Source organism: Sphaerisporangium sp. NBC_01403, assembly GCF_045040145.1.
In the GTDB taxonomy this organism is placed as follows: domain Bacteria; phylum Actinomycetota; class Actinomycetes; order Streptosporangiales; family Streptosporangiaceae; genus Sphaerisporangium; species Sphaerisporangium viridialbum.
In genome coordinates this window covers 5,186,748-5,211,356 of the sequence record NZ_CP109534.1, presented here as the reverse complement: position 1 = coordinate 5,211,356, position 24,609 = coordinate 5,186,748, and the positions used below count along the sequence as shown (strand labels likewise).

At 69.4% G+C, this 24,609-nt stretch carries 26 protein-coding genes; 10 read left to right on the top strand and 16 right to left on the bottom strand.

Features of this window, described 5'->3' with window-relative positions; translation table 11 throughout:
* Positions 1–24: 24 nt before the first annotated feature.
* Complete coding sequence (locus tag OG589_RS23445; RefSeq protein WP_405139502.1) at positions 25–1,533, bottom strand: protein kinase domain-containing protein; 1,509 nt, start codon at positions 1,531–1,533, stop codon at positions 25–27.
* 81 nt (positions 1,534–1,614) lie between these two features.
* Positions 1,615–1,935 carry a co-chaperone GroES gene (locus OG589_RS23440; protein WP_358553256.1) on the bottom strand — a complete coding sequence of 107 codons (321 nt, stop codon included), beginning with the start codon at positions 1,933–1,935 and terminating at the stop codon, positions 1,615–1,617.
* Between the two features lie 107 nt (positions 1,936–2,042).
* Here OG589_RS23440 and OG589_RS23435 point away from each other — a divergent pair, with 107 nt between their 5' ends.
* The 4 genes from OG589_RS23435 (at position 2,043) to OG589_RS23420 (ending at position 6,915) form a co-directional block, all read left to right on the top strand.
* Positions 2,043–2,597: a DUF1349 domain-containing protein gene (locus tag OG589_RS23435; protein ID WP_405139500.1), complete on the top strand. Its 555-nt coding sequence runs from the start codon at positions 2,043–2,045 to the stop codon at positions 2,595–2,597.
* A gap of 221 nt (positions 2,598–2,818) precedes the next feature.
* The gene (locus OG589_RS23430) at positions 2,819–3,637 is read left to right on the top strand and encodes an SAM-dependent methyltransferase (RefSeq protein ID WP_405139498.1); all 819 of its coding nucleotides are present in this window, start codon (positions 2,819–2,821) and stop codon (positions 3,635–3,637) included.
* A gap of 127 nt (positions 3,638–3,764) precedes the next feature.
* Positions 3,765–4,082 carry an ArsR/SmtB family transcription factor gene (locus OG589_RS23425; protein WP_405139496.1) on the top strand — a complete coding sequence of 106 codons (318 nt, stop codon included), beginning with the start codon at positions 3,765–3,767 and terminating at the stop codon, positions 4,080–4,082.
* 289 nt (positions 4,083–4,371) lie between these two features.
* A complete protein-coding gene (locus OG589_RS23420) occupies positions 4,372–6,915 on the top strand; it encodes a penicillin acylase family protein (RefSeq protein WP_405139494.1) in 2,544 nt (847 codons plus the stop codon).
* 10 nt (positions 6,916–6,925) lie between these two features.
* On the opposite strand, the gene OG589_RS23415 is transcribed toward OG589_RS23420, so the two are convergent.
* From OG589_RS23415 to OG589_RS23380, 8 genes are all read right to left on the bottom strand, one after another.
* Complete coding sequence (locus tag OG589_RS23415; RefSeq protein WP_405139492.1) at positions 6,926–8,251, bottom strand: sensor histidine kinase; 1,326 nt, start codon at positions 8,249–8,251, stop codon at positions 6,926–6,928.
* Positions 8,248–8,913, bottom strand: coding sequence for a response regulator transcription factor (locus OG589_RS23410; protein WP_405139490.1), 666 nt, complete (start codon positions 8,911–8,913; stop codon positions 8,248–8,250). The genes OG589_RS23415 and OG589_RS23410 overlap by 4 nt, the downstream gene beginning before the upstream one ends.
* 108 nt (positions 8,914–9,021) lie before the next feature.
* The gene (locus OG589_RS23405; protein WP_405139488.1) at positions 9,022–10,224 is read right to left on the bottom strand and encodes an ABC transporter permease; all 1,203 of its coding nucleotides are present in this window, start codon (positions 10,222–10,224) and stop codon (positions 9,022–9,024) included.
* A gap of 4 nt (positions 10,225–10,228) precedes the next feature.
* Positions 10,229–10,984, bottom strand: coding sequence for an ABC transporter ATP-binding protein (locus tag OG589_RS23400; RefSeq protein ID WP_405139486.1), 756 nt, complete (start codon positions 10,982–10,984; stop codon positions 10,229–10,231).
* Positions 10,981–12,072, bottom strand: coding sequence for a peptidoglycan-binding protein (locus tag OG589_RS23395; RefSeq protein WP_405139484.1), 1,092 nt, complete (start codon positions 12,070–12,072; stop codon positions 10,981–10,983). The genes OG589_RS23400 and OG589_RS23395 overlap by 4 nt, the downstream gene beginning before the upstream one ends.
* Positions 12,069–12,611, bottom strand: coding sequence for a hypothetical protein (locus OG589_RS23390; protein WP_405139482.1), 543 nt, complete (start codon positions 12,609–12,611; stop codon positions 12,069–12,071). The genes OG589_RS23395 and OG589_RS23390 overlap by 4 nt, the downstream gene beginning before the upstream one ends.
* A 345-nt stretch (positions 12,612–12,956) precedes the next feature.
* Positions 12,957–15,338: a helicase-associated domain-containing protein gene (locus OG589_RS23385; RefSeq protein WP_405139480.1), complete on the bottom strand. Its 2,382-nt coding sequence runs from the start codon at positions 15,336–15,338 to the stop codon at positions 12,957–12,959.
* A 486-nt stretch (positions 15,339–15,824) separates the two neighbouring features.
* Positions 15,825–16,214 carry an ATP-binding protein gene (locus OG589_RS23380; RefSeq protein ID WP_405139478.1) on the bottom strand — a complete coding sequence of 130 codons (390 nt, stop codon included), beginning with the start codon at positions 16,212–16,214 and terminating at the stop codon, positions 15,825–15,827.
* 337 nt (positions 16,215–16,551) lie between these two features.
* Between OG589_RS23380 and OG589_RS23375 the strand changes: the two genes are divergently transcribed.
* From OG589_RS23375 to OG589_RS23355, 5 genes are all read left to right on the top strand, one after another.
* Positions 16,552–17,373: a helix-turn-helix domain-containing protein gene (locus OG589_RS23375; RefSeq protein WP_405152104.1), complete on the top strand. Its 822-nt coding sequence runs from the start codon at positions 16,552–16,554 to the stop codon at positions 17,371–17,373.
* Entirely contained in the window at positions 17,374–17,610 is a 237-nt protein-coding gene (locus OG589_RS23370; RefSeq protein WP_114033524.1) for a DUF397 domain-containing protein, read from the top strand.
* Positions 17,611–17,741: 131 nt separating this feature from the next.
* The gene (locus OG589_RS23365) at positions 17,742–18,002 is read left to right on the top strand and encodes a hypothetical protein (RefSeq protein ID WP_405139476.1); all 261 of its coding nucleotides are present in this window, start codon (positions 17,742–17,744) and stop codon (positions 18,000–18,002) included.
* Between the two features lie 167 nt (positions 18,003–18,169).
* On the top strand, positions 18,170–18,925 hold the full coding sequence (locus OG589_RS23360; RefSeq protein ID WP_405139474.1) for a hypothetical protein: 756 nt from the start codon (positions 18,170–18,172) through the stop codon (positions 18,923–18,925).
* 532 nt (positions 18,926–19,457) lie between these two features.
* On the top strand, positions 19,458–19,886 hold the full coding sequence (locus OG589_RS23355; protein WP_405139472.1) for a hypothetical protein: 429 nt from the start codon (positions 19,458–19,460) through the stop codon (positions 19,884–19,886).
* Positions 19,887–19,958: 72 nt separating this feature from the next.
* Here the strand turns inward: OG589_RS23355 and OG589_RS23350 are convergent, their stop codons facing one another.
* Both OG589_RS23350 and OG589_RS23345 read right to left on the bottom strand, forming a co-directional pair.
* A complete protein-coding gene (locus OG589_RS23350) occupies positions 19,959–20,555 on the bottom strand; it encodes a histidine phosphatase family protein (protein WP_405139470.1) in 597 nt (198 codons plus the stop codon).
* A gap of 13 nt (positions 20,556–20,568) precedes the next feature.
* On the bottom strand, positions 20,569–21,483 hold the full coding sequence (locus tag OG589_RS23345) for a TIGR03621 family F420-dependent LLM class oxidoreductase (protein WP_405139468.1): 915 nt from the start codon (positions 21,481–21,483) through the stop codon (positions 20,569–20,571).
* Positions 21,484–21,859: 376 nt separating this feature from the next.
* On the opposite strand from OG589_RS23345, the gene OG589_RS23340 reads away from it, so the two are divergent.
* Entirely contained in the window at positions 21,860–22,498 is a 639-nt protein-coding gene (locus OG589_RS23340) for an HD domain-containing protein (protein WP_405139467.1), read from the top strand.
* A 208-nt stretch (positions 22,499–22,706) separates the two neighbouring features.
* On the opposite strand, the gene OG589_RS23335 is transcribed toward OG589_RS23340, so the two are convergent.
* From OG589_RS23335 to OG589_RS23320, 4 genes are all read right to left on the bottom strand, one after another.
* Positions 22,707–23,198, bottom strand: a complete 492-nt coding sequence (locus OG589_RS23335) for an ATP-binding protein (protein ID WP_405139465.1) — start codon at positions 23,196–23,198, stop codon at positions 22,707–22,709.
* Positions 23,199–23,292: 94 nt separating this feature from the next.
* Positions 23,293–23,532: a hypothetical protein gene (locus OG589_RS23330; protein ID WP_405139463.1), complete on the bottom strand. Its 240-nt coding sequence runs from the start codon at positions 23,530–23,532 to the stop codon at positions 23,293–23,295.
* A 319-nt stretch (positions 23,533–23,851) separates the two neighbouring features.
* Positions 23,852–24,292 carry a type II toxin-antitoxin system VapC family toxin gene (locus OG589_RS23325; RefSeq protein ID WP_405139461.1) on the bottom strand — a complete coding sequence of 147 codons (441 nt, stop codon included), beginning with the start codon at positions 24,290–24,292 and terminating at the stop codon, positions 23,852–23,854.
* A complete protein-coding gene (locus OG589_RS23320; RefSeq protein ID WP_405139459.1) occupies positions 24,289–24,462 on the bottom strand; it encodes a hypothetical protein in 174 nt (57 codons plus the stop codon). The genes OG589_RS23325 and OG589_RS23320 overlap by 4 nt, the downstream gene beginning before the upstream one ends.
* Positions 24,463–24,609 lie beyond the last annotated feature (147 nt).

The following is a 24,609-nucleotide window of genomic DNA, read 5'->3' as shown; positions in this document are numbered from 1 at the left end:
GCGGGACTCCCGGGGCCGAGGTTCCTAGGAGTCCCGCTTCAGCTTGGCGTACATGGTGAAGTACACCTCGCGGCTCGCTTCGTTCTCCCCGTGGCCCGAGTACGCGAACTCCAGCCTGCCGTCCGCGCCGAGGGTGAGGGTGATCGTGCCGTTGCGCACGCAGTTGCCGCGCATGCTCACCCGCTTGAGCGTCGCGGTGTCCCCGTTGACCCGCACGAGCTTCGAGGCGCCCGTGCAGCGGTATTCGAGGAACGCCTCGGTGACCGTCGTGGCGCCGTCCCTGACCGTCAGGACGAGGGAGTCGGTGGCTCCGGGGTCGTACTTCACCCGGCCGCGCCACACTCCCGTGAACCCCGCGGGGAAGGCGGCGGCCCCGCTCGAAGCCCGGGGAGTGGTGCCCGGCTCAGTGGGAGCGGGCGACGTCGTGGTCGACCCGGTGGGCCCGGGCGGCGTCGCGGTCGATCCGTCGGGAGTCGCGGCGGCGGGCGTCGCGGTGGGGGAGGGGACCGGGGGCGGCGTGCCGGACGGCGCCGAGGGGCCGGTGGTCGTGGCGGTGACGCCCCTGGCGTTCCCGCCGACGGCAGGGACGAGCACTGCCGCCGTGACCCCGGCCGCCAGCACCGCAAGGCTCACGCCGAGCAGCACCCCTCGCCGGCGCGGGCGAGGCGCCACGGGTGCCGTCGCCGCGGGTGCCGGTGTCAGGGGAGCGAGGGCCGGGGGCGGTCCGGCGACGGGGACGACCCGGCCGAGCAGGCGGAGGTGGATGTCGATCATCGTGGGCCGGGCGGCAGGGTCCTTGGCGAGCGCGTCGGCCACGATCGACCGCAGAGGCTCGGTGAGCGGCCCGAGGTCGGGCGGCGCGGTGAGGATGCGGTTCATCACCGCGGGCAGGGCGTCCTCCCCGAACGGCGGGCGCCCGCCCGCCGCGTACACGATCACGCCGCCCCAGGCGAACACGTCGGCGGCCGGGCCGATCGCCGCCCCCGCGAGCTGCTCGGGCGCCATGTACGCGGGGGTGCCGACGATGCGGCTGCTGAGCGTCGCCGAGCCCTCGAACGCCCGCGCGATGCCGAAGTCGATCACCCGGGGACCGTCCGGGCCGAGCAGGACGTTCGCCGGCTTGAAGTCGCGGTGGACGATGCCGGCCTCGTGCACCGCGGCGAGCGCCGTGGCGGTCGCGACCGCCAGGCGGTGCAGGTCGGGCCCGGAGCGGACCCCGGCCCGTTCCAGCGAGGGCCCCGGGACGTACTCGGTGACGATGTAGGGCTGGGCGGCGTCCGGGTCGGCGTCGAGCACCTGGGCCACGCAGAACGGCGCGACCCGGCGCGCGGCGGCGATCTCGCGGGCGAAGCGGTGGCGGGTCTCGTCGTCGGCCGTCAGACCGGCGCGGAGCAGCTTGACCGCGACCGGCTCGCCCCCGGCCTTGCGCCCGAGGTACACGACACCCTGCCCGCCCGCGCCGAGGCGTCCCTCCAGCCGGTATCCGCCGGCCTCGTGCGGGTCTCCATGGAGCAACGGCGTGATGTCCGGCATCGGCCCCTCCGGTCCTTCCCCTCGGCAACGGCCACGCTACCCGGCGATCACGGCGCGGGCGGAGGGGCGGCGCGGAAGCCGTCAGAGGTACAGGCCGGTGCCCTGCTCGGACTGCGGGGTGGCCAGGGCGTGCAGGTCGCGCTCGCGCATGACGAGGTAGACCTGGCCGTGGACCTCGACCTCGTATTGGTCCTCGGAGTTGAACAGCACCTTGTCGCCCACCTTGACCAGCCGGGCGTTGGCGCCGACGCCGCACACCTCGCCCCACACCAGCCGGTTCGCCATGGTGACGGTGGCCGGGATGACGATGCCCGCCGAGCTGCGGCGCTCCTCGGACTCCGGCTCGACCTTGACCATGACGCGATCATGGAGCATCTGGATCTCGAATTTCGGGTCAGCCACCTTCGCAGCTTATTCGGCCGCGGGGGGCACAGTGACGCGACTTCGTCCGGTCCCGTGAGCTGGGAGCGCTCCCATTGACATGATCTGTAGGGTGGCCGCAAGGAGGCATGATGACCGAGGACTTCAGCGAATGGCAGTGGGTCAACGAGCCCGCGAAGTGGTCGGCGGGTGATGATCTCCGGGTCACCGCCGACGCGCGCACCGACGCCTGGCGGGTCACCCATTACGGGTACACCTACGACACCGCCCACATGTTCGGCAAGGTCGTGCCCGGCGACCTGCGCGTGACCACGACCTTCCGGGCGTCCTACGCCGAGCAGTACGACCAGGCGGGCGCCATGCTCCGCGTGGACGAGAAGAACTGGATCAAGGCGGGCGTCGAGTACGTCGACGGGAAGATCAACATCAGCGCCGTGGTGACCAGGGACTTCTCCGACTGGTCCATCCTGCCGGTCTCCGGCCCGGTCGAGTCGGTGAGCCTGGAGCTGGCGCGCGAGGGCGACACCGTGATCGTGAAGTACGGGCTCGACGGCGCGGAGCCCCTCACCATGCTGCGCCTCGCCTACTTCCCGCCGTCGGTCCCGGCCCTGGCGGGCATCATGTGCGCGGCTCCCATGGGCGAGGGCTTCGAGACCCGGTTCACCTCTTTGAAGCTCTCCTGACGGCCCGAATGCGACCCGATTTATGGGTTTTGTCCGCTATGCCCCGATTTTCGGTAAGAAAGTTATCTATCAACCGGAGAGTTGCCGGGTCGTAAGACCGTAATATGGATATGTTGGTTGCCTGTGATGGATTCGGGTGTTTGCGGTGGTCTTGATGGTTTATCGCCATACCTCGGCCGTTACGTCGCCCGTGATCCCGCGCGCGGCTGAGGGGTTGAAGCGTGACTGACGAGACCAGGCGGGCACCGGCGGGTCTGGACACCAGCGCCCCGAACTACGCCCGCATCGCCAATTACTTCCTCGACGGCAAGGACAACTTCGCCGCCGACCGCGAGGCGGCCGAGCAGATCCTGGCCGTGGCCCCCGAGATCCGCACCATGGCGAGGGAGAGCCAGGCCTTCCAGGGCCGGGTGATCCACTATCTCGTGGAGCAGGGCGTCACGCAGTTCGTCAACGTCGGAGCCGGGATCCCCGGCCAGCAGAACACCCACCAGGTCGCCCAGTCGCTGACGCCCGACGCGCGGGTGGTGTACGTGTCCACCGATCCGGTCGTGCTCTCGCACTCGCGGGCGCTGCTCGCCACCGACGAGCGCACCGGTGTCGTCGAGGGCGACATCCTCCACCCCGCCGAGCTGCTCGCGGACCCCGGCCTGCGGCGGGTGATCGACGTCGATCGGCCCTTCGCCGTCGTGGTCATCAGCGCGCTGCAGTTCATCCCCGACGTGGACGACCCCTTCAAGCGCGTGGCGGAGCTGCGCGACCTGATGCCGGTCGGCAGCCACCTGGTCGTCATTCACGCGGTCTTCGACTCCCGCCCCGAGGCGGCGGGGCCGATCGTGGACGTCTACCATCGGGTGCTCGGCCGCACGGAGGGCGCCGGCCGCACGCGCGCCCAGGTCGCGGGCTTCTTCGAAGGCATGGAGCTGGTCGATCCCGGGCTGGTCTACATACGGCAGTGGCGCCCGGACAACCCCCTGAACGTCCACCGTCCGGAGAAGGCCTGGCTGGTCGGCGGAGTCGCCCGCAAGGCCGCCCCCTGACCACCTCAGGCCGCCCCCTGACCACCTGAGGCCGGCCGTCGGCCGCCGGCGAGGCCGGTCTCCCACCGCCGCGACGGTGCGCGTTTATTTCCTTGTGGCTATATGCCATGGGAGTTATCATCGTTCCATGGCTACCGCCTTCGCCGTGCTGGCCGAACCCCACCGCCGCCGCATCCTCGACCTGCTGCTCGAGCGGCCGAGGGCCGTGGGCGAGCTGGTCGAGGAGCTCGGGCTGACCCAGCCCGGCACCTCCAAGCATCTCAAGGTGCTCCGCGAGGCGGGTCTCGTCCGGATGCGCCCTGACGCCCAGCGGCGCGTCTACGAGCTCCGCCCCGAGCCGCTCGCGGAGGTGCACGAGTGGCTGGAGCCGTACCGCCGCATGTGGGCGAGCCGCCTCGACGCCCTGGAGCGCCACCTGGACTCCATGCCAGGCCTGGACGACTGACCAGAGCGCTCAGACCCGGGGAGCACCAGTCGCGCGAAGATCGTGCGGTGGTCGGTCACCCACCACCTCCGTCTGGGGGCGGATTCGTGGAGCATGCCGTGACTACCGCAGCACCGGGGCCTTGGACGGTTGTCAAACAGCGGCCTCTCGGTAATCAATCGCACATAGCGCAGGGTCGATACTGTGATGCGCACATGTCGTGAAAGGTCCGTGAATCTTGAGGATTGCCCCCTTTGCCCGGTTTTCCCGTCCGTTTCGATGGGGGGCACGCATCCTCACCGCCGTCCTGGTGCTGGCGCTCCTCCTCGCCGGGGTGGGCGTCTGGACGGTACGAAGGTCCTTCCCGCAGCTCGACGGCGAGCTCCGGCTCCCCGGCCTGAGCGCGAAGGTGACCGTCCTGCGTGACCGCCACGGCATCCCGCAGATCTACGCGGACGACCCGAAGGACCTGTTCAGGGCACAGGGTTACGTCCACGCCCAGGACCGGTTCTGGGAGATGGACTTCCGCCGCAAGACCACCGCGGGCCGCCTGTCGGAGCTGTTCGGCACGTCCACGCTCGACGTGGACAAGGTGGTGCGCACGCTCGGCTGGCGGCGGACGGCGGAGAAGGAGGTCGGCCTGCTCGGCCCCGGCACGCGCCAGGCCCTGGACGAGTACGCGGCGGGCGTCAACGCCTGGATGGGGCAGCATCAGGGCTTCGCCGACCGGAGTCTCGAATACGCCGTGCTCAAGCTGACCAACGGCTCCTACACACCGGAGCCGTGGACCCCCGCCGACTCGCTGGCATGGCTCAAGGCGATGGCCTGGGACCTGCGCTCCAACATGGACGACGAGCTGGAGCGCGCCATCGACGCCTCCGCGGTGCCCGTGGACCGGGTCAAGGAGCTGTTCCCGGCCTACCCGTTCGACAGGCACCAGCCGATCGTCACGGCGGGAGCCGTACGGGACGGCGGGTTCGATCCCAAGGCCGCGGCGAAGGCCTCCGAGGGGGAGACGCGGGCCACGGTGTCGTCGCGGGCCCTCGCGGAGGTGTCGCGTACGCTGCGGGCCGTGCCCTCCCTGCTCGGCACGGCCGGGGCGGACCGCGCGGGGATCGGCTCGAACTCCTGGGTCGTGGGCGGCGCGCACACCGACACGGGCAAGCCCCTGCTGGCCAACGACCCACATCTCGGGCCGCGCATTCCGTCCATCTGGTACCAGGCCGGGCTGCACTGCCGGGTGAAGTCCGCCGCGTGCCCCTACGACGTCGTCGGCTACACCTTCTCCGGTCTCCCCGGCGTCGTGATCGGGCACAACGACCGGGTCGCCTGGGGCTTCACCAACCTCGGCCCCGACGTCACCGACCTCTACCTGGAGCGCACCAAGGGGGAGACCTACGAGGCCAAGGGCGAGTGGCTGCCCATGGAGACCCGCACCGAGGAGATCAAGGTCGCCGGGCGGCCGTCCGAGAGGCTGACCGTGCGGTCGACCGGGCACGGGCCGATCATCTCCGGTGTGCTCGCCAGTGCCGGGGACGCGCTGCCCGGCGCGGCCGGAAACGCCGGGGAGCCGGGTACGGGGAAGCAGGCGGGGGAGACCGGCAGGCTCGCGGCCGGCGGGCACGACGTGGAGGTCGCTCTCCGCTGGACCGCGCTCGACCCGGGCCGTACGGCCGACGCCCTGCTCCTGCTGGACACGGCCTCGAACTTCGACCAGTTCAGGAAGGCGGCGTCGTACTTCGAGGCCCCCGCCCAGAACATGATTTATGCGGATGTAGACGGCAACATCGGCTATCAGGCTCCCGGCCGGATCCCCGTCAGGTCCAAGGGCGACGGCCAGTGGCCCGCGAAGGGATGGACCGGCGACGAGGAGTGGACCGGGTTCATCCCCTTCGAAGAGCTGCCCATGGCGTACAACCCGCCGGAGGGGTTCATCGCCACCGCCAACAACGCGGCCATCGGCCCGTCCTACAGCCGGTTCCTGACCTCCGACTGGTCCTACGGCTACCGCTCCCAGCGCATCGTGGACCGGATCAAGGAGGCGACGGCCAAGGGCAAGGTCTCGGCCGACACGATGCGGGACATCCAGATGGACTCGTCCAACACGCTGGCGCCCGTGCTCGTGCCGTACCTGCTGCGGGCGGGCATCCCCCTCGACGGCGGCGGCGAGATCAAGGACCTGCTCTCGGCATGGGACTTCACCCAGAGCCGAGACTCCTCCGGGGCCGCCTACTTCAACGCCGTCTGGAGCCACCTGCTCGAACGCGCCTTTGACGACGAACTGCCGGAAGGCGGCCGCGCGGGCGGCGGCGACCGCTGGTACGAGGTGGTGCGCTCGCTCCTCGACAAGCCCACCGACCCCTGGTGGGACGACGTCCGCACCAAGGACAGGGTGGAGAACCGCGACGACGTGCTCCGCGCGGCGATGACCGACGCCACCAAGGAGCTCAGGGCCGCGCTGGGGGATCTGCCCGCGGACTGGCACTGGGGCGACCTGCACACCCTGGAACTGACCAACGAGACCTTCGGGACCTCCGGCATCGGCCCGATCGAGTGGCTGTTCAACCGGGGCCCGCTGAAGCTGGCCGGGGGCAAGGACGCGGTCGACGCCACCGGCTGGGACGCCACCGAGGGCTACGAGGTCAACTGGGTGCCGTCGATGCGGATGGTCGTGGACCTCGCCGACCTCGACCGCTCACGCTGGGCCAACCTGACCGGCGCCTCCGGGCACGCCTTCCACGCGAACTACGACGACCAGGCGCCCATCTGGGCGGACGGGGCTTCGACCCCGATGCGCCAGACCGAGGCGGCCGTACGGAAGGACGCGGTGAACACGCTCACGCTCATCCCCTAGAGAGGCTGGCTCAGGGACCGGCCGTCGGCAGTGTCACCGTGATCTCCAGCCCGCCGTCCCGCGGCGGCTCCGCCCGCAGGGTCCCGCCGTGGGCACGCACGATCGACTCCACGATCGCCAGGCCGAGGCCGTGCCCGGACGGACGGTCGGACCGGCTCGCCTGCCGGGTGTCGAGACGGTGGAACGGTTCGAAAGCCCGGTCGGCCTCGGTCCGGCTCAGTTTCCGCCCGGTGTTACGCACCACGAGCCGCACGTCGCCGTCCGGCCGCTCGTCCACGCGTACGGTCACGGACCCGCCGCGGTGGTTGTGCCGGACTGCGTTGTCGACCAGGTTGACGACCAGCTGCCGAAGCAGCACCCTGTCGCCCCGGAGGCGCCCCTGGTCGCCTGATGCGGTGAGGGTGACCCCGGCCCGCTCCGCCTGCGCCTTCGTCTGAGCGCACATCTCCTGCACCAGGACGCCCAGCCTGACGTCCTCCTCCACGACCGCGCCGTGGTCGGCCCGTGCCAGGGTCAGGAGCGCCTCGGTGATCTCGGTGGAGCGCCGGTTGAGGGTGAGCAGCTTGGGCCCCAGGTCCTCCAGCCGGTACGCGTGCGGAGCCGCGAGCGCCACCTGGAGGACCGTCCGCATGCCCGCCAGCGGCGTCCGCAACTCGTGCGAGGCGTTCGCCGCGAACCGATTCTGTGCCTGGAACGCCTTGTGGAGGCGCTCCAGCATCCCGTCGAACGTGTCCGCGAGTTCCCTGATCTCGTCCTTCGGCCCGGCCAGTGCGATGCGCTCGTGCAGTGTGGAACCGGCGATACCCCGGGCGGCCGTGGTGATCCGCTGGAGCGGCGCCAGCATCCGGCCCGCCACGAACCACCCGAGGACCACCGCCATCACCAGCAGGATCAGGAGGGCCATGGCACTGAAGACCAGCAGCGCTTCGAGGAAGTCGGCCTTGGTGGAGACCTGTAGCGAGGTCACGCCACCGGACGGGGACATGCAGTGGGCCACCGAGGATGTGCCGTCGGAGGGCGAGGTCACGCGGTCGAAGAATGCGCCCACGCGGTCGAAGAACGCGGCCACGCCGCCGGGGGAGGAGGCTTCGCAGTCAGGCGACCAGGTCAGACTCATACTGTCGGGGTGCGGGGTCATCCGTATGGACGGAAGGCCGGTAGGTGTCCCGTCCCGCTGATCGGGACGGCCTGTGGTCAGGTTCTCGCTGTAGACCGGAACGTATTTCATGAAGACGTACAGCAGGCCGATCATGGCCGCGCCGGCCGCCGCGAAGAGTCCGCCGTAGGTGAGGGTCAGCCGGGTGCGGATGGTGACCCGGGGCCGACCGGCGCTCACGGCGCCGGCGCCAGGTAGTAGCCGACCCCGGTCATGGTGTGCAGCAGGGCCGGTTCACCGAGCTTGCGGCGCAGCGCGGAGATGGCGATGCGGACGGCGTTGGTGAACGGGTCCGCGTGCTCGTCCCATGCCTTCTCCAGCAGTGTCTCCGCGCTGACGACGCCGCCCTGCGCGGCCATCAGCACGTGGAGTACGGCGAACTCCTTGCGAGTCAGCCGCAGATACCGCCCGTCCCGGTACACCTCGCGGCGGTACGGGTCGAGCCGCAGGTCAGCGCACTCCAGTACCGGCGGTGGCGGGGTTCCCGCCCGGCGGTGGAGGGCATGCAGCCGGGCCACCAGCTCCGGGAAATCGAATGGCTTCGGGAGATAGTCGTCCGCGCCCAGCCGTAGCCCGTCGACCCGGTCGTCCAGCGAGGAGGCGGCCGTCAGCATCAGGACGCGCACCGAGCGGTACTGGTCGGCCAGCCGGCGGCACACCTCGTCGCCGTGGACCCCGGGCAGGTCACGGTCCAGGACCACCACGTCGTAGTCGTGGCAGGCCAGCCGCTCCAGGGCGGACTCGCCGTCGAACGCCAGATCGACGGCCATGGCCTCCCGGCGCAGCCCCGCCTGCAGTGCCTCCGCCATGAACGGCTCGTCCTCTACAACCAGCACGCGCACGTGTTCGCCCTCCCGCTTCTCGCCGGTCCGATTTGTACGGCCGGTGGCCGCTACTCAGTGGACACCCGGGCGGCCTACGGCGGAGATAAGCGGCCGACGATCCGGGGGTCATGGTGCGGCCAATGCCACAGTCGGGGGCGTACGCGCCGCCCGCAGCGCCGGGTACAGCCCGGCGAGAGCGCCGATCACGACCGTCGCCGCGATCCCGCCGACGGGTGCCACGAGCGGGATCGCCGTGGGCCAGCCCTGGCTGAGAGCGTATCCGGCGGTGACGGCCACGCCCAGCGCGGCCCCGCCCGCACCGCCCAGCATGGACAGCAGCAACGCCTCCACGAGGAACTGACGGGTGATGTGCCGGCGAGCGGCACCGAGCGCACGGCGCAGACCGATCTCCCTCCGCCGCTCGATGACCGTGATGACCATGGTGTTGGCCACCCCGATGCCGCCGACGAGCAGCGCCACGCCCCCGAGACCGACGAGCAGCCCGGTGAACGACTCCTCGGCCGCCTGCCGCGCCGCCAGCGCGTCCGAGGGCCGGCTGACCACTACGTGTTGAGGTCCGGCGGGGTTGACCGCCCGCGGCAGCAGCCCGCGGACGTAATCGACGGCTTCGTCGGCGGAGCGCTCGTACACCGTCGTCGGGTGACCGTCGAAGCCCAGGTACCGCTCGGCCGCCTTCCTGTTCACCAGGACGGCCGTATCCAGCTCCGGCGCGAGCGGCACGGGGGCGAGGATGCCCAGAACGGTGAAGTAGCGGTCAGCGAGCCACACCTGCTCGCCCGGCCCTGTCACCCCGAGCCGGTACGCGGCCCGGTGGCCGAGCACCGTCGTTGGGTAGTGGTCCGGCGCCCGGTCCAGCCAGCCGCCCCGGCTCACCTTGCCCCGCAGCGTGCTCAGCAGCCTCCGGTCGGCGGCGAACACCGACAACGCGTTCGTCTCCGCGCGGTCCACGCGCGCGTTACGGTAGGCGGCCGCCTCTTTGATCTCTCCGATGGAGCTGACGGAGTCGACACGGTCGGTACGGGCGACCGTCTCCACGGTGGTTACGGGAAGCGGTATCTCCTGGCTCGTCTCGGGGTCGAGGCCGGGGGCGATGGTCAGCAGATTGGTACCCAGCTTCTCCAGCTGGGCGTCGAGATATGCCTGGCTGGAAGTGGAGATCCCGATGACGGCGATCATCGCGGCGATCCCGATGGCGATGCCGGCGGCGGAGAGCACCGCCCGCAGCGGGCGCGTCCGGAGCCCGTTCGCGCCCAGCCGGAAAAGATCGCCGCCGCGCAGCCGCGAGGGCGGGAGGTCCGTGCGGCTCACGTGGTCACCCTGTCCTCTCGCGGACCGGGCCCCCGGCGCCGGCATCCTCGACGAGCCGCCCGTCGCGGACGAGCAGATGGCGCGGCAGGCTCGCCGCCAGCTCGGTGTCATGAGTGATGATCACGACCGTGGTACCCGCCGTGTGCAGTTCCCGAAGCAACTCCACCACCAGGGCGCCCGAGCGGGTGTCCAGTGCGCCGGTTGGCTCGTCGGCCAGCAGCAGTGCCGGATCGCCTACGACGGCGCGGGCGATGGCCACCCGCTGGCGCTCGCCGCCCGACATCTGGTGCGACCGGTGCCCTGTCCGGTGACTCAGGCCGACCCGGTGCAGCGCCGCCTCGGCGCGCGCCAGGCGGCGGCGCCGAGGCAGGCCCGTGTACAGCAGTCCGTCGGCGACGTTGTCGACGGCACGGGTGCCCTCGGCGAGATGGAAGTGCTGGAAGACGAAGCCGATCCGGTGGGCGCGCAGCGAGGACAGCCCCCGGTCGTCGAGCCGCGCCACGTCGTGCCCGTCGATGACGACCTGCCCGGAGGTGGGCCGGTCCAGGGTACCGACGAGATTGAGCAGGGTCGACTTGCCCGACCCGGACGGACCGGCGACGGCGACGAGTTCGCCGGGCGCGATCGACGCGGTGACATCCCGCAGGGCATGCACCCGGTGCGGGCCGCTGCCGTAGGCACGCCCCACCCCGGTCAGCCGCACCACGGGCTCGGGGGAACCGGCAGGCAGGACAGCAGCGTCGTGGAAGACGGCGGTCACAGCTTCGGCACCCCCACCCGCATACCCTCGGCGATGCCCGGAACGCTGATCGCGGCCCGTCCGTTCGCGAACACGCCGGTCTTCACCTTCACCCGGCGGACCCTCCCGCCGTCCACGATCTGCACCTCGTAGCCGCCGCCGGACAGCGGCAGAAGCGCCGTGACCGGCACCGAGAACACGTTCTCGGCCTCCACTTTCCTCAGCAGCACGACGACGTCCGCACTCTGGAACTTCTTGACACGCTGCGTCGAACGGAGTCTCACGGTGATCGGGACGATCTTTTTGTTGTCCTTGTTCGTCTTCAGGGTGCCGACGGAGGAGACGGTCCCCTTCGTCCGCCGGCCGTCGGGCAACTCGACCTCCACACCCGCGCCCTTGACCGCGAGATCCTGCTCGGCCGCCGGAACCTCCGCCGAGACCCGCTGCCCGGAACCGCTGGCCCGCAGCACTTCCAGGCCGGCCACCACCCGATCACCGGGACGCGCCGTCACGGTCGTGATCCGCAGCGCGCCGGGGGTGAACACCACCCGGCCCAATTCGATTCTTCCGCTCAGAGGCAGACCGGTGTTCTTCTGCCAGCGCTTCACCGCGGCCTCGGTCTTCTCGCTGAACTTGTCATCGACGGTGAAGCCGTCGTACCCGAGCACCGCGAGATTCTCCTCCAGCATGCGGACGTCCTTGCCGTCCTGCATCCCCGCCTTGAACTCCCTCCAGGCGGGCAGCTCGCCATGCAACAGGACGACCGGCATGTCATCGACCGCGTACAGGCGTTCCCCGCGTTCGATGACGCTGTTCGCCCGCGGCATCCAGGTGGTGATCCCCGAGAGCTGGTTCTTGACGCCGCGGGCACCGGAGAACTGAAGGGAGCCGAAGGCCCGTACCTCAGAGACCAGATCGCCCCGCACCACCTTCTCCGTGCCGGGCGGCAGCGGCTCGCTCACCGTCTGCCGCTCAGGCGGACTCACGCGGGCGTAGAGCACCCCGCCGGTGACCGCCACGGTCACGACACCCACCGCGACAACCGTCAGCACGCCGCGCCACCGCCCACGTTTCTCCCCGTTCTCGGTGGGCTCCGCGACGTAGGTCACTTCCTGCCGCCCTCCTCCATGAGCTTGTCGATCTTCTTGCCGAGTTCATCGTCCACGGACTTGCATGCCTTCATCGCCGCCTCGTACTCGGGGGTGAACCGCATGGTCACGTTGCCCTTGGCATCAGGCTTGGGAGGCTCGAATCCGTTCTCGCGCAGGCACTTGTCCAGCTTCAGACGGAGCGCCTGGACGTCGGGGTCGTTCTTGACGCTGGGGTCCGCGCCGGTACTCTGCGCCTGACCGGCGGGGGCCTTGCCGCACGCCTTCTCCGCCTTGTCCAAGGCGCTCTGCGGGGTGCCCCCGGGAATCTGCGGCGGCTCACCCGGCTTCGGATCGTCGACGGGGACGCCGTTGTCCCGCATGCACGCGGCGAACTTGACTCCGTCGGCGCCCGAGGGGTCGCCCGATCTCCCGGCCTGCGACGGTGCGGCGGTGGACGGTTTTCCCTCGCTTCCCGCGCACGCCGTCCCGGTGGCCAGCACCAGGATCGTGGCGGTCGCGGCGAAGCCACGGCGCAGTGTACGGGCGGTGAAACTCACGGATATCTCCAAGGAGCGACGGCGGCTTCGGTGAGCCGGACATGGGCTGGCGACACATGGCCACCGCCGGGGCGGAGGAACACCCGGAGACGGTCGGCCAGGGCCCACTTCATCGCATCCGGCCTATCGTGAGAGTCTGTGAAATTCCATACACTCACCACACATCCGGCGTTCCTCAGCCGATCAGCATCCCGAGGTCACGGACCACGCCTTGCCGTCGATCTCGCGACGCGATGCTCCGCCAACCGCCTCGGCGGCACCGCTGACGAGCGGGCTCGGCGCGCCCTCTCGCCCTTGAGGTCCTAACGAAATGATCTCTGGCGTATCCAGGCTTGGGCGGTGAAGCTAGCCGCTCGTCACCGAGGAGATCTCTGCCAGGGGGAACTCCAGGTAGTCGCCCGCCTCCTCGCACCAGGCGTCGAGCACGCCGCGCCGCAGCTCGCCGTGGCTGATCGTCGCGGTGAGCCCGTCGGACAGCGTGATCAGCGCGCGCACCCCCCGGTCGACGACGAACCCCAGCAGGGACTGCTGCGCCGTGGGCAGGCGGGTCGCCATGCGCCCGATCACCGCCCAGGTCTGCCCGGTGTGGCGCTCCTGCTCACGGGTCTCCATCAGGCGCCTGGCGTGCTCGCGGGGGTCGGGAGGCGGCTCGGCGATGGGGGCCTGCGGCTCCTCCAGCTCGGCCACCCGGCCGCCGGGCAGCAGAATCAGCCGCCCGCCCTGCGGCTCGCGCCTGATCGCGATCTCCCCGGTGTCGTCCACGGGCACCGGGGCGTACCCGGCGTCGCGCAGCGCGGCGAGCGTGCGGTCGGCCGGAGCGGAGCCGGCGAGCACGGTGGGCGCGAGCAGCCGCAGCCCGAGCTTGGCCAGGCGGCGGTGCGCGGCGATCTCGGCCAGCAGCCCGGGGTCGGAGCCCTGGATGATGCAGCCGACCGTGGTGACCGTGACCTCGCCGTACCGCCGCGCCACGTCCTTGACGAGGTACGTCAGCGGCTGCGGGAGGGTGCCCGCCGTACGGAGCTCCTCCAGCAGCGAGTCGGCGGAGTAGCCCGCGTCCAGGGCCCGGCGCACGCTGGCGGCGGTGAACCGCCACACCGACGCGGCGCCCTGCGACTCGCGCTCGGCTGCGCGGTCGAGCAGGCCCGACAGCTCGGCGGCGGGAGGCCCGGTCACGACGGCCGTCAGGTCGGCCCCGAACAGCGCGGTGCGCTGCGCGCCCGCGAGCGCGTGCACCGAGGACTCCACCAGGCCGGGATCGCGCTCGATCTCGGGCACCGTCTCGTCCTGCTCGTCACCGGCCACGGCCGAGCCGAGGGCCGCCAGCGCCCGCCCGAGAGCGGTCAGCGTGTCGGAGGTGACGAGGCCGAGCAGCCGAGCCTCCGCGAGGATGGCGGGGCAGCACTCCGCCAGAAGCTCCCCGTCGAGCAGCGGTGCCCGCCAGTGCACGGCCTGCACGAGCTCGGGCAGGCTCGCGAACGCCGTGTCCGGGGGCAGGGCGGCCAGCGTGGCGAGCACGGCCCAGCGGATGCGCGCCACGGTCTCCCCGGCCGGGTCGTCGCTGAGCACCGTCGGGTACCTGCCGGCGGTGCGGCGCAGCGACGAGCGCTCCATGCGCCACCACGCGGCGAGCAGCACCCGCAGCCGCGCGGGGGCGTCCTCCAGCCGCCAGGCGTCGAACCGCTTGGTCGGGATCAGGCCGCCCGCCGTCTCGTCCCAGGCGAGCAGCCGCGCCACGGCGCAGACCTCCAGCAGCAGCCGGGTCTCCTCCTCGGTGCAGCCGGTCTCCTTGATGACCCGGCGCACCTCGCGGACCCCGACGCCGCCACCCTTGAGCAGGGGGAGCGGGATCTTGTCGGTGTTCTCCAGCAGGGCGGCCGCCCGGTCGACGGCGTGCGGCGCGGCCAGGCACAGCGCGTGGTCGACGGCCTCGGGGTCGGCGGGCACCGTGCCGAGCTGGGGCGGCTCGGGGGTGAAGGGAGGGTGGTAGTCGGGGCCGCGCAGCGCGAGCGCGACCTCGCGGGGCATCTCGGCGATGTCCCACTGGGTGCGGTAGAGCAGGCCGCGGTCCGCCGCCCACTTCTCGGGGGAGCCGGGGGAGACGAAGCGGTTGCCGTCGACCCCGCGCACCGGCCCGTCCCACGCGAACTCGTCGAGCAGGCTCACCGTGCCGTCAGGCGCGCCTGCCAGCACGGCGGCCAGCCGGTCGGCGTCGCCGAGCACCGCCGTGACGCGGGTCATGAGCTGGCGCCTGCCGCCCTGGGCGGGCAGCCCGAGGGCGCGGCTCATGCGGCGCAGGCCCTCGGCGTTCAGGGTCCAGGAGTCGAGGTAGGTGACGAGGGGGTCGCCGAGCCCGCACGGGGCGGTCCACCAGCGGGCGACGGCCTCGGCCAGGTGGAGGCGGCCGTCCGGCCCCGGCCAGGCGAGGGCGTGGTCGAACAGGCCGTCCAGCCAGGGCATGACCTCGGCCCTGGTCACCCCGAGGAAGCGCGCGAGCTCGTCACCGGTGGCGCGCTCGCCGATGACCAGGGACGCCTGCAGGATCTCCAGCGGGGGCAGGGGCAGCCCGCGCATGACCTCCATGACGGCGAAGTTGTCGCTCAGGCGCCGTGCGAGCGTGTCGAGGCGGCGCGGCCAGGGTGCGGCGATCGCGTCCGGGCGGTTGGCCAGGACGCGGGAGAGCCGCTCTTCATCAAGGGTCGTCAACCAGTCGAGCAGGTGATCATCCATCACAGTCTCTCGAAGGTCTCGCGGGAGTCACCAAGTAGCCACCGTAATGCAGAGCACCCGCCTGACGGGATCGACGTAGCAGAATAGAACCGGAATCAATGAGTCCCGAGATCAACATCTTCTCCGCGGATCTGTACGAGCAGGGCGCGCTCTGGGGGCCAGTCAGCTGCGAGTTGACCCCGCAGGAGGTCGGGAGGCCGGAGGGCACGTCAGGGGATCCGTGACGAGCTCGTCGGGCAGGCCGGGGAGGGCCGCCTGCCGCGTCACGGGCGTCGCGGCGCCGTTGCCGCTGTAGGTGAGTCGGCTTGTCATGTGTATGTGTTCCGCGAACCGCCCGGCGCGCCCGTCGAGGATCCTTCGACGGCGCGGCCGAGCTGTTCGATTTGTTTGAGTATGGCATCCAACGCGGAAAAGCTTGGCGACTTCGGTGATGTGACGGCATCCTCACCAGGTGGTCACTATCCGGGGTCGCCCTCGCCGGAGAGGTCAGCTCTTGAGCACGGCCCAGACGACCTTGCCGTACGGGAGCAGGGGGTTCCAGCCCCATCGCAGGCTCATCGACTCCACGATGTGCAGCCCCATGCCGCCGGGCTCCAGTGGCGAGGGGTGGCGCAGCACGGGCGCCGCCGAGCCGGGGTCGGCGAAGACGCAGGTCACGAGGGAGTCCCTGCGGATCATCGACATGCGGATCGGCTCGCGGCCGCTTCGCCGGAGGTTCCGGGAGTCGAGCACCAGGCCGTGGCGGAGCGCGTTGGTGGCGAGCTCGGACACGATCAGCTCCATGTCCTCCACGACGTCGCCCATGCTCCAGCCGAGGAGGCATCCGGCGGCGAAGCTGCGGGCCGAATGTACGGATTCGGCCCGTGGGGGGAGCACGAAGGTGGCACTGGACGTGCCGGCTCCAGGGGGCGTGAGGTCGCGCGCTGGGTTGGGCCACCAGCCGGCGGGAGGCCACCAATCGTTGGCCGACCACTGGGTTTGCCCACGTGTCAGGTCCGTGGAGTGCACGAGATCATCTTGGTGCAAACTCCTGTGCAGGTGCAAGAGCGAATGCACGTGCAGAAGACCCGTGCAACCGCTACGGTTGGCCAAGGGAGTAAGACCGAAGGGGGCCCTCACGCGCGATCTTTGACAGACTGTGAACCAGTCCACAACCGGAGGAAAGCACGTGTCCATCGACCCGCCTGGTTCCGGCTCAACGGTTCGGCGCATCATGTTGGGCGCCAGCCTACGCAGGCTGCGTGAGGAACGCGGGCTAACCCGTGAGGTCGCGGGATTCCACATCCGCGCCTCGGAGTCCAAGATCAGCCGGATGGAGCTCGGACGGGTCGGGTTCAAGACGCGTGATGTCGAGGACCTGCTCACGCTCTACGGCGTCAACGACGACGCCGACCGCCGTGGGCTGCTCGAGATGGTCCGTGAGGCCAATACTCCCGGATGGTGGCACAAATACAGCGACCTGCTTCCCACATGGTTCTCGACGTACGTCGGGCTGGAAGAGGCGGCCTCGGTGATCCGCACCTACGAGGTGCAGTTCGTACCAGGTCTCCTGCAGACCGCCGCGTACGCCCGGACGGTAATCAGGCTCGGGTACCCGGACGTCACGGACGAGGAGATCGAGCGTCGTGTGCATCTGCGCATGCAGCGGCAGGAACGTCTCACCCGTGAGGACGGACCGAAACTCTGGGCTGTCATCGACGAGGCCGCGCTGAGGCGGCCCATCGGCGGCAAGGAGATCATGTATGAGCAGCTGCAGCACCTGATGGCGGTCGCGAGCCTGCCGACCATCACATTGCAGGTGATGCCGTTCCAGTTCGGCATGCATGCGGCCGAGGGTGGAGCGTTCACCATCCTGCGTTTTCCAGAGTCCGACCTGTCGGACGTGGTCTACGTCGAGCAGCTGTGGGGTGCCCTGTACCTGGACAAACGTGAGGACATCGATCCGTACCTCACCGCCATGGAACAGCTGTGCATCGAGAGCACAACTCCCGGGGGCACTGCCGAGATACTCGGCGACATACTTAGAGAGACCTAGATGAACCAGCCGTATAACGGAATGCCGGCCACGAGCCTAACCGGCGTCGCGTGGCGAAAGAGTGTTCACAGCAACTCGCAGGGTAACTGCGTCGAGCTTGCCAAACTCCCCGACGGGGGCGTCGCCGTCCGGAATTCGCGCTTCCCGGATGGTCCAGCCCTCATCTACACCCGAGACGAGATCCGGGCGCTCGTGCTCGGCGTCAAGGACGGCGAGTTCGACAATCTGGTCGCGTAACATCCTGTTCACATATCGCGAGTCCGGTTAACCGGAGAGCGCTGATCGCGTAACCGGGGTCGTTCATCGATCCGGCAGACTTGGTCCGTCCACTTCCTGAGATTCTCGTGGGGGCCGTGATGCTGGACCAGATGACTCTCTATCCCGTAGCCGACGACGTGCTGTTCGCACCAGGGGGCCGCGTCGTGATCCGTACGTACGGCGTCGCGTCCGCGGCCTCCACCGAGGAGGACGGCGCCCGTCCCGTGTCCTACCGCACATGGGTGACGGGAGTCAGGGACCAGCCGAGATACTGGCGCTGGGGTCACTTCGAGGACGCCCGCCGGGGTCACCACAGGGTCCTCGAATGGCTGACCGGCCGGGGCCCCCAGCCTCAGGCCGTCGCCGGCTGACCGGTCTCCTGAGGCCGCGGCCCGGCCGACCTGGCGAGACCGGTCCGGCGGCAGGTCTTCTCTTCCGGTCCCTCCGTTGATCGTCCTGTGCGTTCACGGCTTCTTGTACGGCTGCCGCGCCGAGGCTAGTCTTCGACCAAGCGTTAGCTTGGTTAGGGGAGGTCTCGATGCGCCGTGGGATCTATCTGATCGAAGAGGTCGACTTCCGGCCGATGAACTCGCGCAAGCCGCTTGAGTACCTCACCTGGCTGACCAGGTACAAGAAGGAGGACGAGCGGCTCGACCGCCCCGAGCTGACCAAGGGCCTGTCCATCCGTTCACGGGAGATCGACCTCGTCGGGGCCTTCTACGCGGTGGGCATCACCGGACACCAACAGTTCAAGGCCGTCACGCTGTGGGACTGCCACGGCGGCTGGGACGGCGGCTGGCGCCAGATGATGAACATCTACGACGGCGTCGACGACAGGCTCTTCCTGTCCGACATCGACGACCTGCGGTTCTCGGCCCTCTCACGCCCCCTCGGCGCCGCCGGCGGCAGCCCCGCCGTCGCGGACCTGCTCGCCGAGGGGTACGCGGCGCCGTTCTACCTGTTCGAGAGCGCCCAGGTGCGGCCGGGAGCGGCCCTCGACTACCTCGCCGCCGTGAAGGACGAGCGGGCGCCCGTCCTCGCCGACCACGGCCACCGGCTCGTCGGCCTGTACGAGGTGCTGTTCTGCGACACCGAGGTCGTCACGATCTGGGGCATGTCCCTGGACGACCACCTCGCGACCCAGCGGGCCCGGGACGCCGCGCTCGGCCTGGACGACGAGGTCGAAGCCGACCCGCGGCTACTCGACTGGGGAAAGCGTGCGAGGAACTTCCTCGACGGCCCCTGGCGCGAAACCCTCCTAGCCCCCTTCCCTGGGTCGCGGCTGGCCCCGTGAATCCGGCGCTGCCGCCCTTTGCGACGAGGGCCTTGCTGGGATGGCAGGGGTCCTCGCTCTAAGGCGGTTACCTGTGTTCTCGTTGGTCAATCCGGGAACGTTGTGGTGCCGGGAGTATCGGGCGGGATGAGCGGTTGGGTGGTGGCCGGATGGATGGAGGCGTCTTTCTTCGATCCGATCCTCAAGTTCCACAACCACGGGGCCTGCAACGCTCCGGGTGAGCAGGTTCCCGACGATCATTGGGTTCACCCGATAGTCTGGGCAAATACAGGTCCCGGGGACTTCGGGGACCTCTGGGATGGATGTATTTCGGACCGCGGTAGCTGTGCGAGCAGAACGTCACTTTATCCCAAGCTTGAGGGCGCCAGAGCCTATGCACAACTACTTCAGGAGCATCTGGCCAGTATTGAGGTGAATTACACCGGCTGGTAAAACCAAGGTGGCGCCCATTGTGCAAGCCTCCCGAGGGAGGCTTGCACAATACTCTTGAAGAAAACGATTCGGATTTCACACTGGAGGGCAAGGTGAGGAGGTGATGGAGGAGAGCTTTGAGGATTCGACGCGTGGATACAGTGTCGTGGTCGTGAGCCTGCTCGTCATCGCGATGGTCGCACTGCTGGTCATCACCCACGGTTATATCTGGACAGCCAACTCATCGGCCAGGAATAGCGCTCGATCCGCGGCCGAGGTGTTTGCAGCGAGATTCGGCGCTCAACTCAAGAACAATCCTTCAAGCGAGCCCGCAACCTCCCATCTTGTGGCGGAGATCGCCATTGTGAATGCGAGTCGCACATCTGACGCCTTGAGCATGGTGGCTGTTTCCACGGTGAAAAAGGGGTCGATGTTCGGAGGAGCTACCCTGTTTTCTACATGCTTTATAATCAAATATAAGCAACCGGGAACGAGTAAACAGGAATATGTGATCAATGACTATCAGAGTTGTCGGTACGCGGATGGGTGACCTCTGCTGACGCAGAGATGCGAGCGCTCCAGGACTGGATCGCCCGCTGATCATTCCGCTAGGGGCGCGCCGTTAGAGAGGGGAGCTCGATACAGGCGCGTTCCAGCGCGCGACGGCGTGCTCCTCATGCTCGAAGCCCAGTACGGAGATGGTGCCGGTGTCGAGCTTGAAGCAGCGGCCGTCCTGCGGGGGCAGGCCGAGCCAGCGGGCGGTGAGGACGCGCAGGAAGTGCCCGTGCGAGACCAGGACGACGGTGCCCTCGGCCTGGAGGACCCGCGCGATCACCTTGTCGGCCCGCTCGGCGACCTGTTCGATGGACTCGCCCGGATGCTCGGCGTCGCCGGGGATCACGCCGTCGCGCCACAGGTACCAGCCGGGACGCCGCTTCCTGATGTCGGGCGTGGTGATGCCCTCGTAACCTCCGTAGTCCCACTCCCAGAGGTTCGCGTCGAGCTCGTACTCGGTTATCCCGGCGAGCTCCGCCGTACGCCGGGCCCGGAGCGCGGGGCTGACGAGGACGAGCGAGAAGCTCTTGTCCTTCAGCGCGGGCGCGAGCGCGCGGGCCTGCTCCTCACCCTTGGGCGTGAGCGGGAGATCGGTACGCCCGGTGTGCCGGCCGTCGCGGCTCCACTCGGTCTCTCCGTGGCGCAGAAGAATGAGCTCGTCCATATCGCACAATCATCTACCGTCCGGCGAGCTCTTCGACGATCGGGGTGAAGGCGTCCAGGTCGGGCTCGTTGTGCAGGACGAAGTACGAGAGGTCGTGCTCGTCGCGCCAGCGGCGGAGCTTCTCCACGATCTCGTCGTGCGAGCCCAGCAGCACCTGGGGGGTCTCGTCCTGCCGGCTGGAGTCGGCGGCGCTCCACGCGGCCTCCGGCTTGCGGACGCCGATCTGCAGGACGCTGGTGCCGAGCTCGATCGCGTCGTACCGCTCTCCCGCTGCCGTACGGACGATGTCGATCTTCTTGAGGAACGCGTCCAGGCCCGCGTCGGAGCGGTCGGGGCCTCCGCCGTCGGCGCGTACCCGCATGGTCAGGTTGATCACGTCGGCCTCCCGCGCCGCGAGCCTCAGCACGCGCGGCCCGCCGCCACCGAGCACGATCTTGGGGTGGGGCCGCTGCACGGGCTTGGGCCGCTGGTCGAGGCCGGTGATCCGGTAGTGCTCGCCCTCGAAGGTGAACGGCCCGTCGGCCCAGAGCCCCTTGAGCACGGCCATTCCCTCGGCGAGCCGGTCGATCCGCATGCCGGGCGGGTCGAGGGTGAGCCCTGCGGCGGTGTAGTCGGCCGCCATCCAGCCGGTGCCGAGGCCGACCTCCAGGCGGCCCTCGGAGAGCACGTCGATGGTCGCGGTCTCCTTGGCGAGCACGGCGGGGTGCCGGAAGTCGTTGGCGAACACCAGCGTGCCGACGCGGAGGCGGGTGGTCGCGCAGGCGGCGGCCGTCATCGCGGCGACGGGGGCGAACCTCGGGCCGACCAGGTGGTCGGGGACGAGCAGCACGTCGAAACCGGAGTCCTCCAGGCGCCGGGCCTTGTCCGCCCAGGACTTGGCGGTGTCGGCCTCGCGGATGACGGCGGCGAACCGGAACGGCCTCTTCACTGCGGTCTCCTCTGTGGCTTCCAGTTGTGTGACCAAGCGCTTGCTACAGACTAGGTCGCCGGTCCTGCTCCGGGGAAGTCCGGCTGTTGTCGGTCTTCGAGCGGGAGGGGCTGGATGGGGCCTTCTGGGTCACCTTCGCCGGGTACGGGCATCCGCACCGGCCCGAACCCCGCTACGACCTGGACACGTGGTCCCTTCAACCCGCCCGGCTCTGTTCGGGGAGCCGATCGTCGTTGGCCTCACCTCAGAGGGTCTTGTCCGTTTCTGGAGACAGCATGGCCCCGGAACGGGGCACTCACTCCTTCATGAGCGGTTGCGGGAAGTGGACTCGCCAAGGACACGCAGCCCATGCCCGACCTGCGAGGAGACCACTGAGATGAGCGAGACGATCGCGGGCGTCACCATTCCGGACTCGGCGCTCGCCGACGAGGCCACCCAGCTCGTCCGGGACGCGACGCCCCCGCTGCTGTACGACCACTCGCGCCGGGTCTACCTGTTCGGGACGCTGCAAGGACGGCTGCTCGGACTCGAAGCGGACCCGGAACTGCTCTACATCGGCGCGATGTTCCACGACCTCGGGCTGACCGAGACCTACCGGCGCCCCGACCAGCGGTTCGAGATGGACGGCGCCGACGAGGCGCGCCGCTTCCTCGCCTCGCACGGCTTCCCGGAGGAGGACATCCGCAAGGTGTGGGAGGCCATCGCGCTGCACACCACCCCGGAGGTGCCGTACCGGCTCGAACCGGAGATCGCGCTGGTGACGGCCGGCGTCGAGACCGACGTCCTCGGCATCGGCTACGACAGACTGGACCCGGAGGACATCGCGGCGGTCACGGCCGCCCATCCGCGTCCCGACTTCAAGCGCCAGATCCTCGCCGCCTTCACCCACGGCTTCAAGGACCGCCCCGACACCACCTTCGGCACGGTCAACGCCGACGTCCTCGAACACTTCGTCCCCGGCTTCAAACACATCGACTTCGTAGAAGTAATCCAAACCTCCCCCTGGCCCGAATGACTCCCCGGTCCGCTCGCCGCGTGGTCTTGGCCGGAAGGAGTCCTGACTGGTCGCTCCGTTCACCCGGGGCGGCCGCTGGGATCACTTTCTCGCGCCCGCTTGGGGCTTTGCCGGGCCGGCGTCGGGGGCAGTGGGTCCGGAGGGGCGGCGCTCGGGATCCTTTCCTCGCCCCTGCCTGGGCTTTTCGGGCGCCGCGTCGGTGGGGTGTTCAGCGGTGGGGGTCGGCGCTGTGGGCGGTGGGTGCGGTGGGGGTCTCTGCCGGCTGGTCGCCTTCGGGTGGTTCCTCAGCCGGATGGTGGCACTTCTTGCGGAACCAGACGGTCTTGCCGGTGCCGGACCGGTCGGGAAGGATGCCCCACTCGTCGCTGAGGGCCTCGACGATGGTCAGACCCCTGCCGTGCTCGGAGTCGTCGTCCTCGGGGCTTCGCTCCGGCCGGCCCGCGCCATGGTCGGTCACCTCGGCGGACAGCATCTCTCCCGACACCCGGAGCGTCAGCTGGATCGGCGGGAGCCCGTACAGGACGGCGTTGCTCAGCACCTCGGTGGTGGCCAGCACGATGTCGTCGGTGAGGTCACTCGATCCGGCGAGCTGCCAATTGGTGAGGGTCTGCCGGACCATGCCCCGGATGTCTCCGAGGATCATGGGGTCCCTGGGGATGTCCCAGCGTACGGCGCGAAAACCGTCCGGGGTGCCGATCATTCTCTTCCTTGCTTGCGCCATATATGACCCGGAAGACCCTACTCTGTCCAGGTTTGGGCTGTTCATGGGGATGGGTTGCGGGCGTGATTCGTCGTCAAACAGCAACGAAGCGGGCTTCACTGGTGAGGTCTGGCAGCTCGGCCTCGCGCATCAATTCCCGCAGTTCGGCGAGCAGGCGAGCGTCCAGGATCAGCGGCTTGCGCGCGTGCCAGTGCGCGATGGCGTAGTACCGGCGGCTCCAGAGCCCGTAGAAGATCGTCCACCTCGGCTCGCCGGGGTCCAGCTCCCTCGCCGCCGCCCGCGCCTCCGGATCCCAGTCCCGCCGCCGCACCATCTGCCGGCCGGTACGTCTCTCGGCATGCCACTGCTTTCCGCCATGAAAACTAACGGTGGGTAGGCATTCTGGGAGTGCGGCCGACTGGCGGGCGGATGCGTTCGCAAGCCATCCGGGCCGCTGTCACATCGGACGCGACCGGAGCTCGGAGGGGCCTTCGGCGACCAAGGAGGCGATCATGCCCCCAGGACGACGGTGTGGCGACAGATCGCTGTCCGGATCAGGTCCGAATTACCGTGACCGGTGTCTGCGTACGCGTGCCAGACTTCGCAATAACCTGGTTTCGCTGGGAGACGACCCGTGGGGTGGAGTGCTTTACTCAGCTCTCCTGAAGCACCCAGCGAATCGGCTTGACGCGGCTCACCGGGCTCGCCATGCCGAGGAACTTGAAATCCACTGTTGCGATGTCGGAAACCTGCAGACGCTCGGCCATCGCCAGGACGATGCCGTCGACGTACCCGAGCGGCCCCGTCACCAACCGGCGAGCGAGATCAACTGCTCGAACCCGGTCATCCGGTTCTGGGGTGATGATCTCGAAGTCGCCTTCATGATCCGTCAGCGCCTCCAGGAACTGGATTTCCAGCGCCGGGCCGTTACGAACGTGGTTTCGAAGAAAGTTGCACGTCTCGCCGAGCACGGGCTCGGGGACCAGTAACTTGCCCGGCCACTGGGCCAGGAGGCGAGCGCATCGTGCGAAGTCCTTGTCGCGATCGTTGTAGGTCGCGATCAACGGGCCTGAATCGCATAGCAGCGGCCTCATGCACTCCGCCGCACGGCGTCGATGGCCTCGACGATCTCTCGGTCACGCCGGGCCTCAGCCATGATCTCGCGGTATCGAGCGGCGAGGTCGGGTTCGTCGATGCTTGCGAGCCCTACCCACGGGAACCGGCGGCGAACGACCTCATAGTCGATCTGCTCCTCGTCACTCATACTGCAAATGTAACGGACGCCGATTCCGCTGGCGGGAGAAACGCGGACCCCTGCTCTGGGACGGCCGGTGCGACTTCTCGATCTTGTGGATGGGGGCGCTCCAGGCGCCGCCAACCTGATCCGCACGGTCCGGCGGGGACGAGCATG

Bases quoted from the DNA above. Each gene is read 5' to 3' on its own strand.
- OG589_RS23365 (WP_405139476.1), top strand. From the start codon at position 17,742: ATGACTCTCTATCCCGTAGCCGACGACGTGCTGTTCGCACCAGGGGGC.
- OG589_RS23330 (WP_405139463.1), bottom strand. From the start codon at position 23,532: ATGGTGCGGCGGCGGGACTGGGATCCGGAGGCGCGGGCGGCGGCGAGG.
- OG589_RS23335 (WP_405139465.1), bottom strand. From the start codon at position 23,198: ATGATCGGCACCCCGGACGGTTTTCGCGCCGTACGCTGGGACATCCCC.
- OG589_RS23360 (WP_405139474.1), top strand. From the start codon at position 18,170: ATGCGCCGTGGGATCTATCTGATCGAAGAGGTCGACTTCCGGCCGATG.
- OG589_RS23445 (WP_405139502.1), bottom strand. From the start codon at position 1,533: ATGCCGGACATCACGCCGTTGCTCCATGGAGACCCGCACGAGGCCGGC.
- OG589_RS23320 (WP_405139459.1), bottom strand. From the start codon at position 24,462: ATGAGTGACGAGGAGCAGATCGACTATGAGGTCGTTCGCCGCCGGTTC.
- OG589_RS23425 (WP_405139496.1), top strand. From the start codon at position 3,765: ATGGCTACCGCCTTCGCCGTGCTGGCCGAACCCCACCGCCGCCGCATC.
- OG589_RS23350 (WP_405139470.1), bottom strand. From the start codon at position 20,555: ATGGACGAGCTCATTCTTCTGCGCCACGGAGAGACCGAGTGGAGCCGC.
- OG589_RS23340 (WP_405139467.1), top strand. From the start codon at position 21,860: ATGAGCGAGACGATCGCGGGCGTCACCATTCCGGACTCGGCGCTCGCC.
- OG589_RS23375 (WP_405152104.1), top strand. From the start codon at position 16,552: ATGTTGGGCGCCAGCCTACGCAGGCTGCGTGAGGAACGCGGGCTAACC.
- OG589_RS23435 (WP_405139500.1), top strand. From the start codon at position 2,043: ATGATGACCGAGGACTTCAGCGAATGGCAGTGGGTCAACGAGCCCGCG.
- OG589_RS23370 (WP_114033524.1), top strand. From the start codon at position 17,374: ATGAACCAGCCGTATAACGGAATGCCGGCCACGAGCCTAACCGGCGTC.
- OG589_RS23325 (WP_405139461.1), bottom strand. From the start codon at position 24,292: ATGAGGCCGCTGCTATGCGATTCAGGCCCGTTGATCGCGACCTACAAC.
- OG589_RS23385 (WP_405139480.1), bottom strand. From the start codon at position 15,338: ATGGATGATCACCTGCTCGACTGGTTGACGACCCTTGATGAAGAGCGG.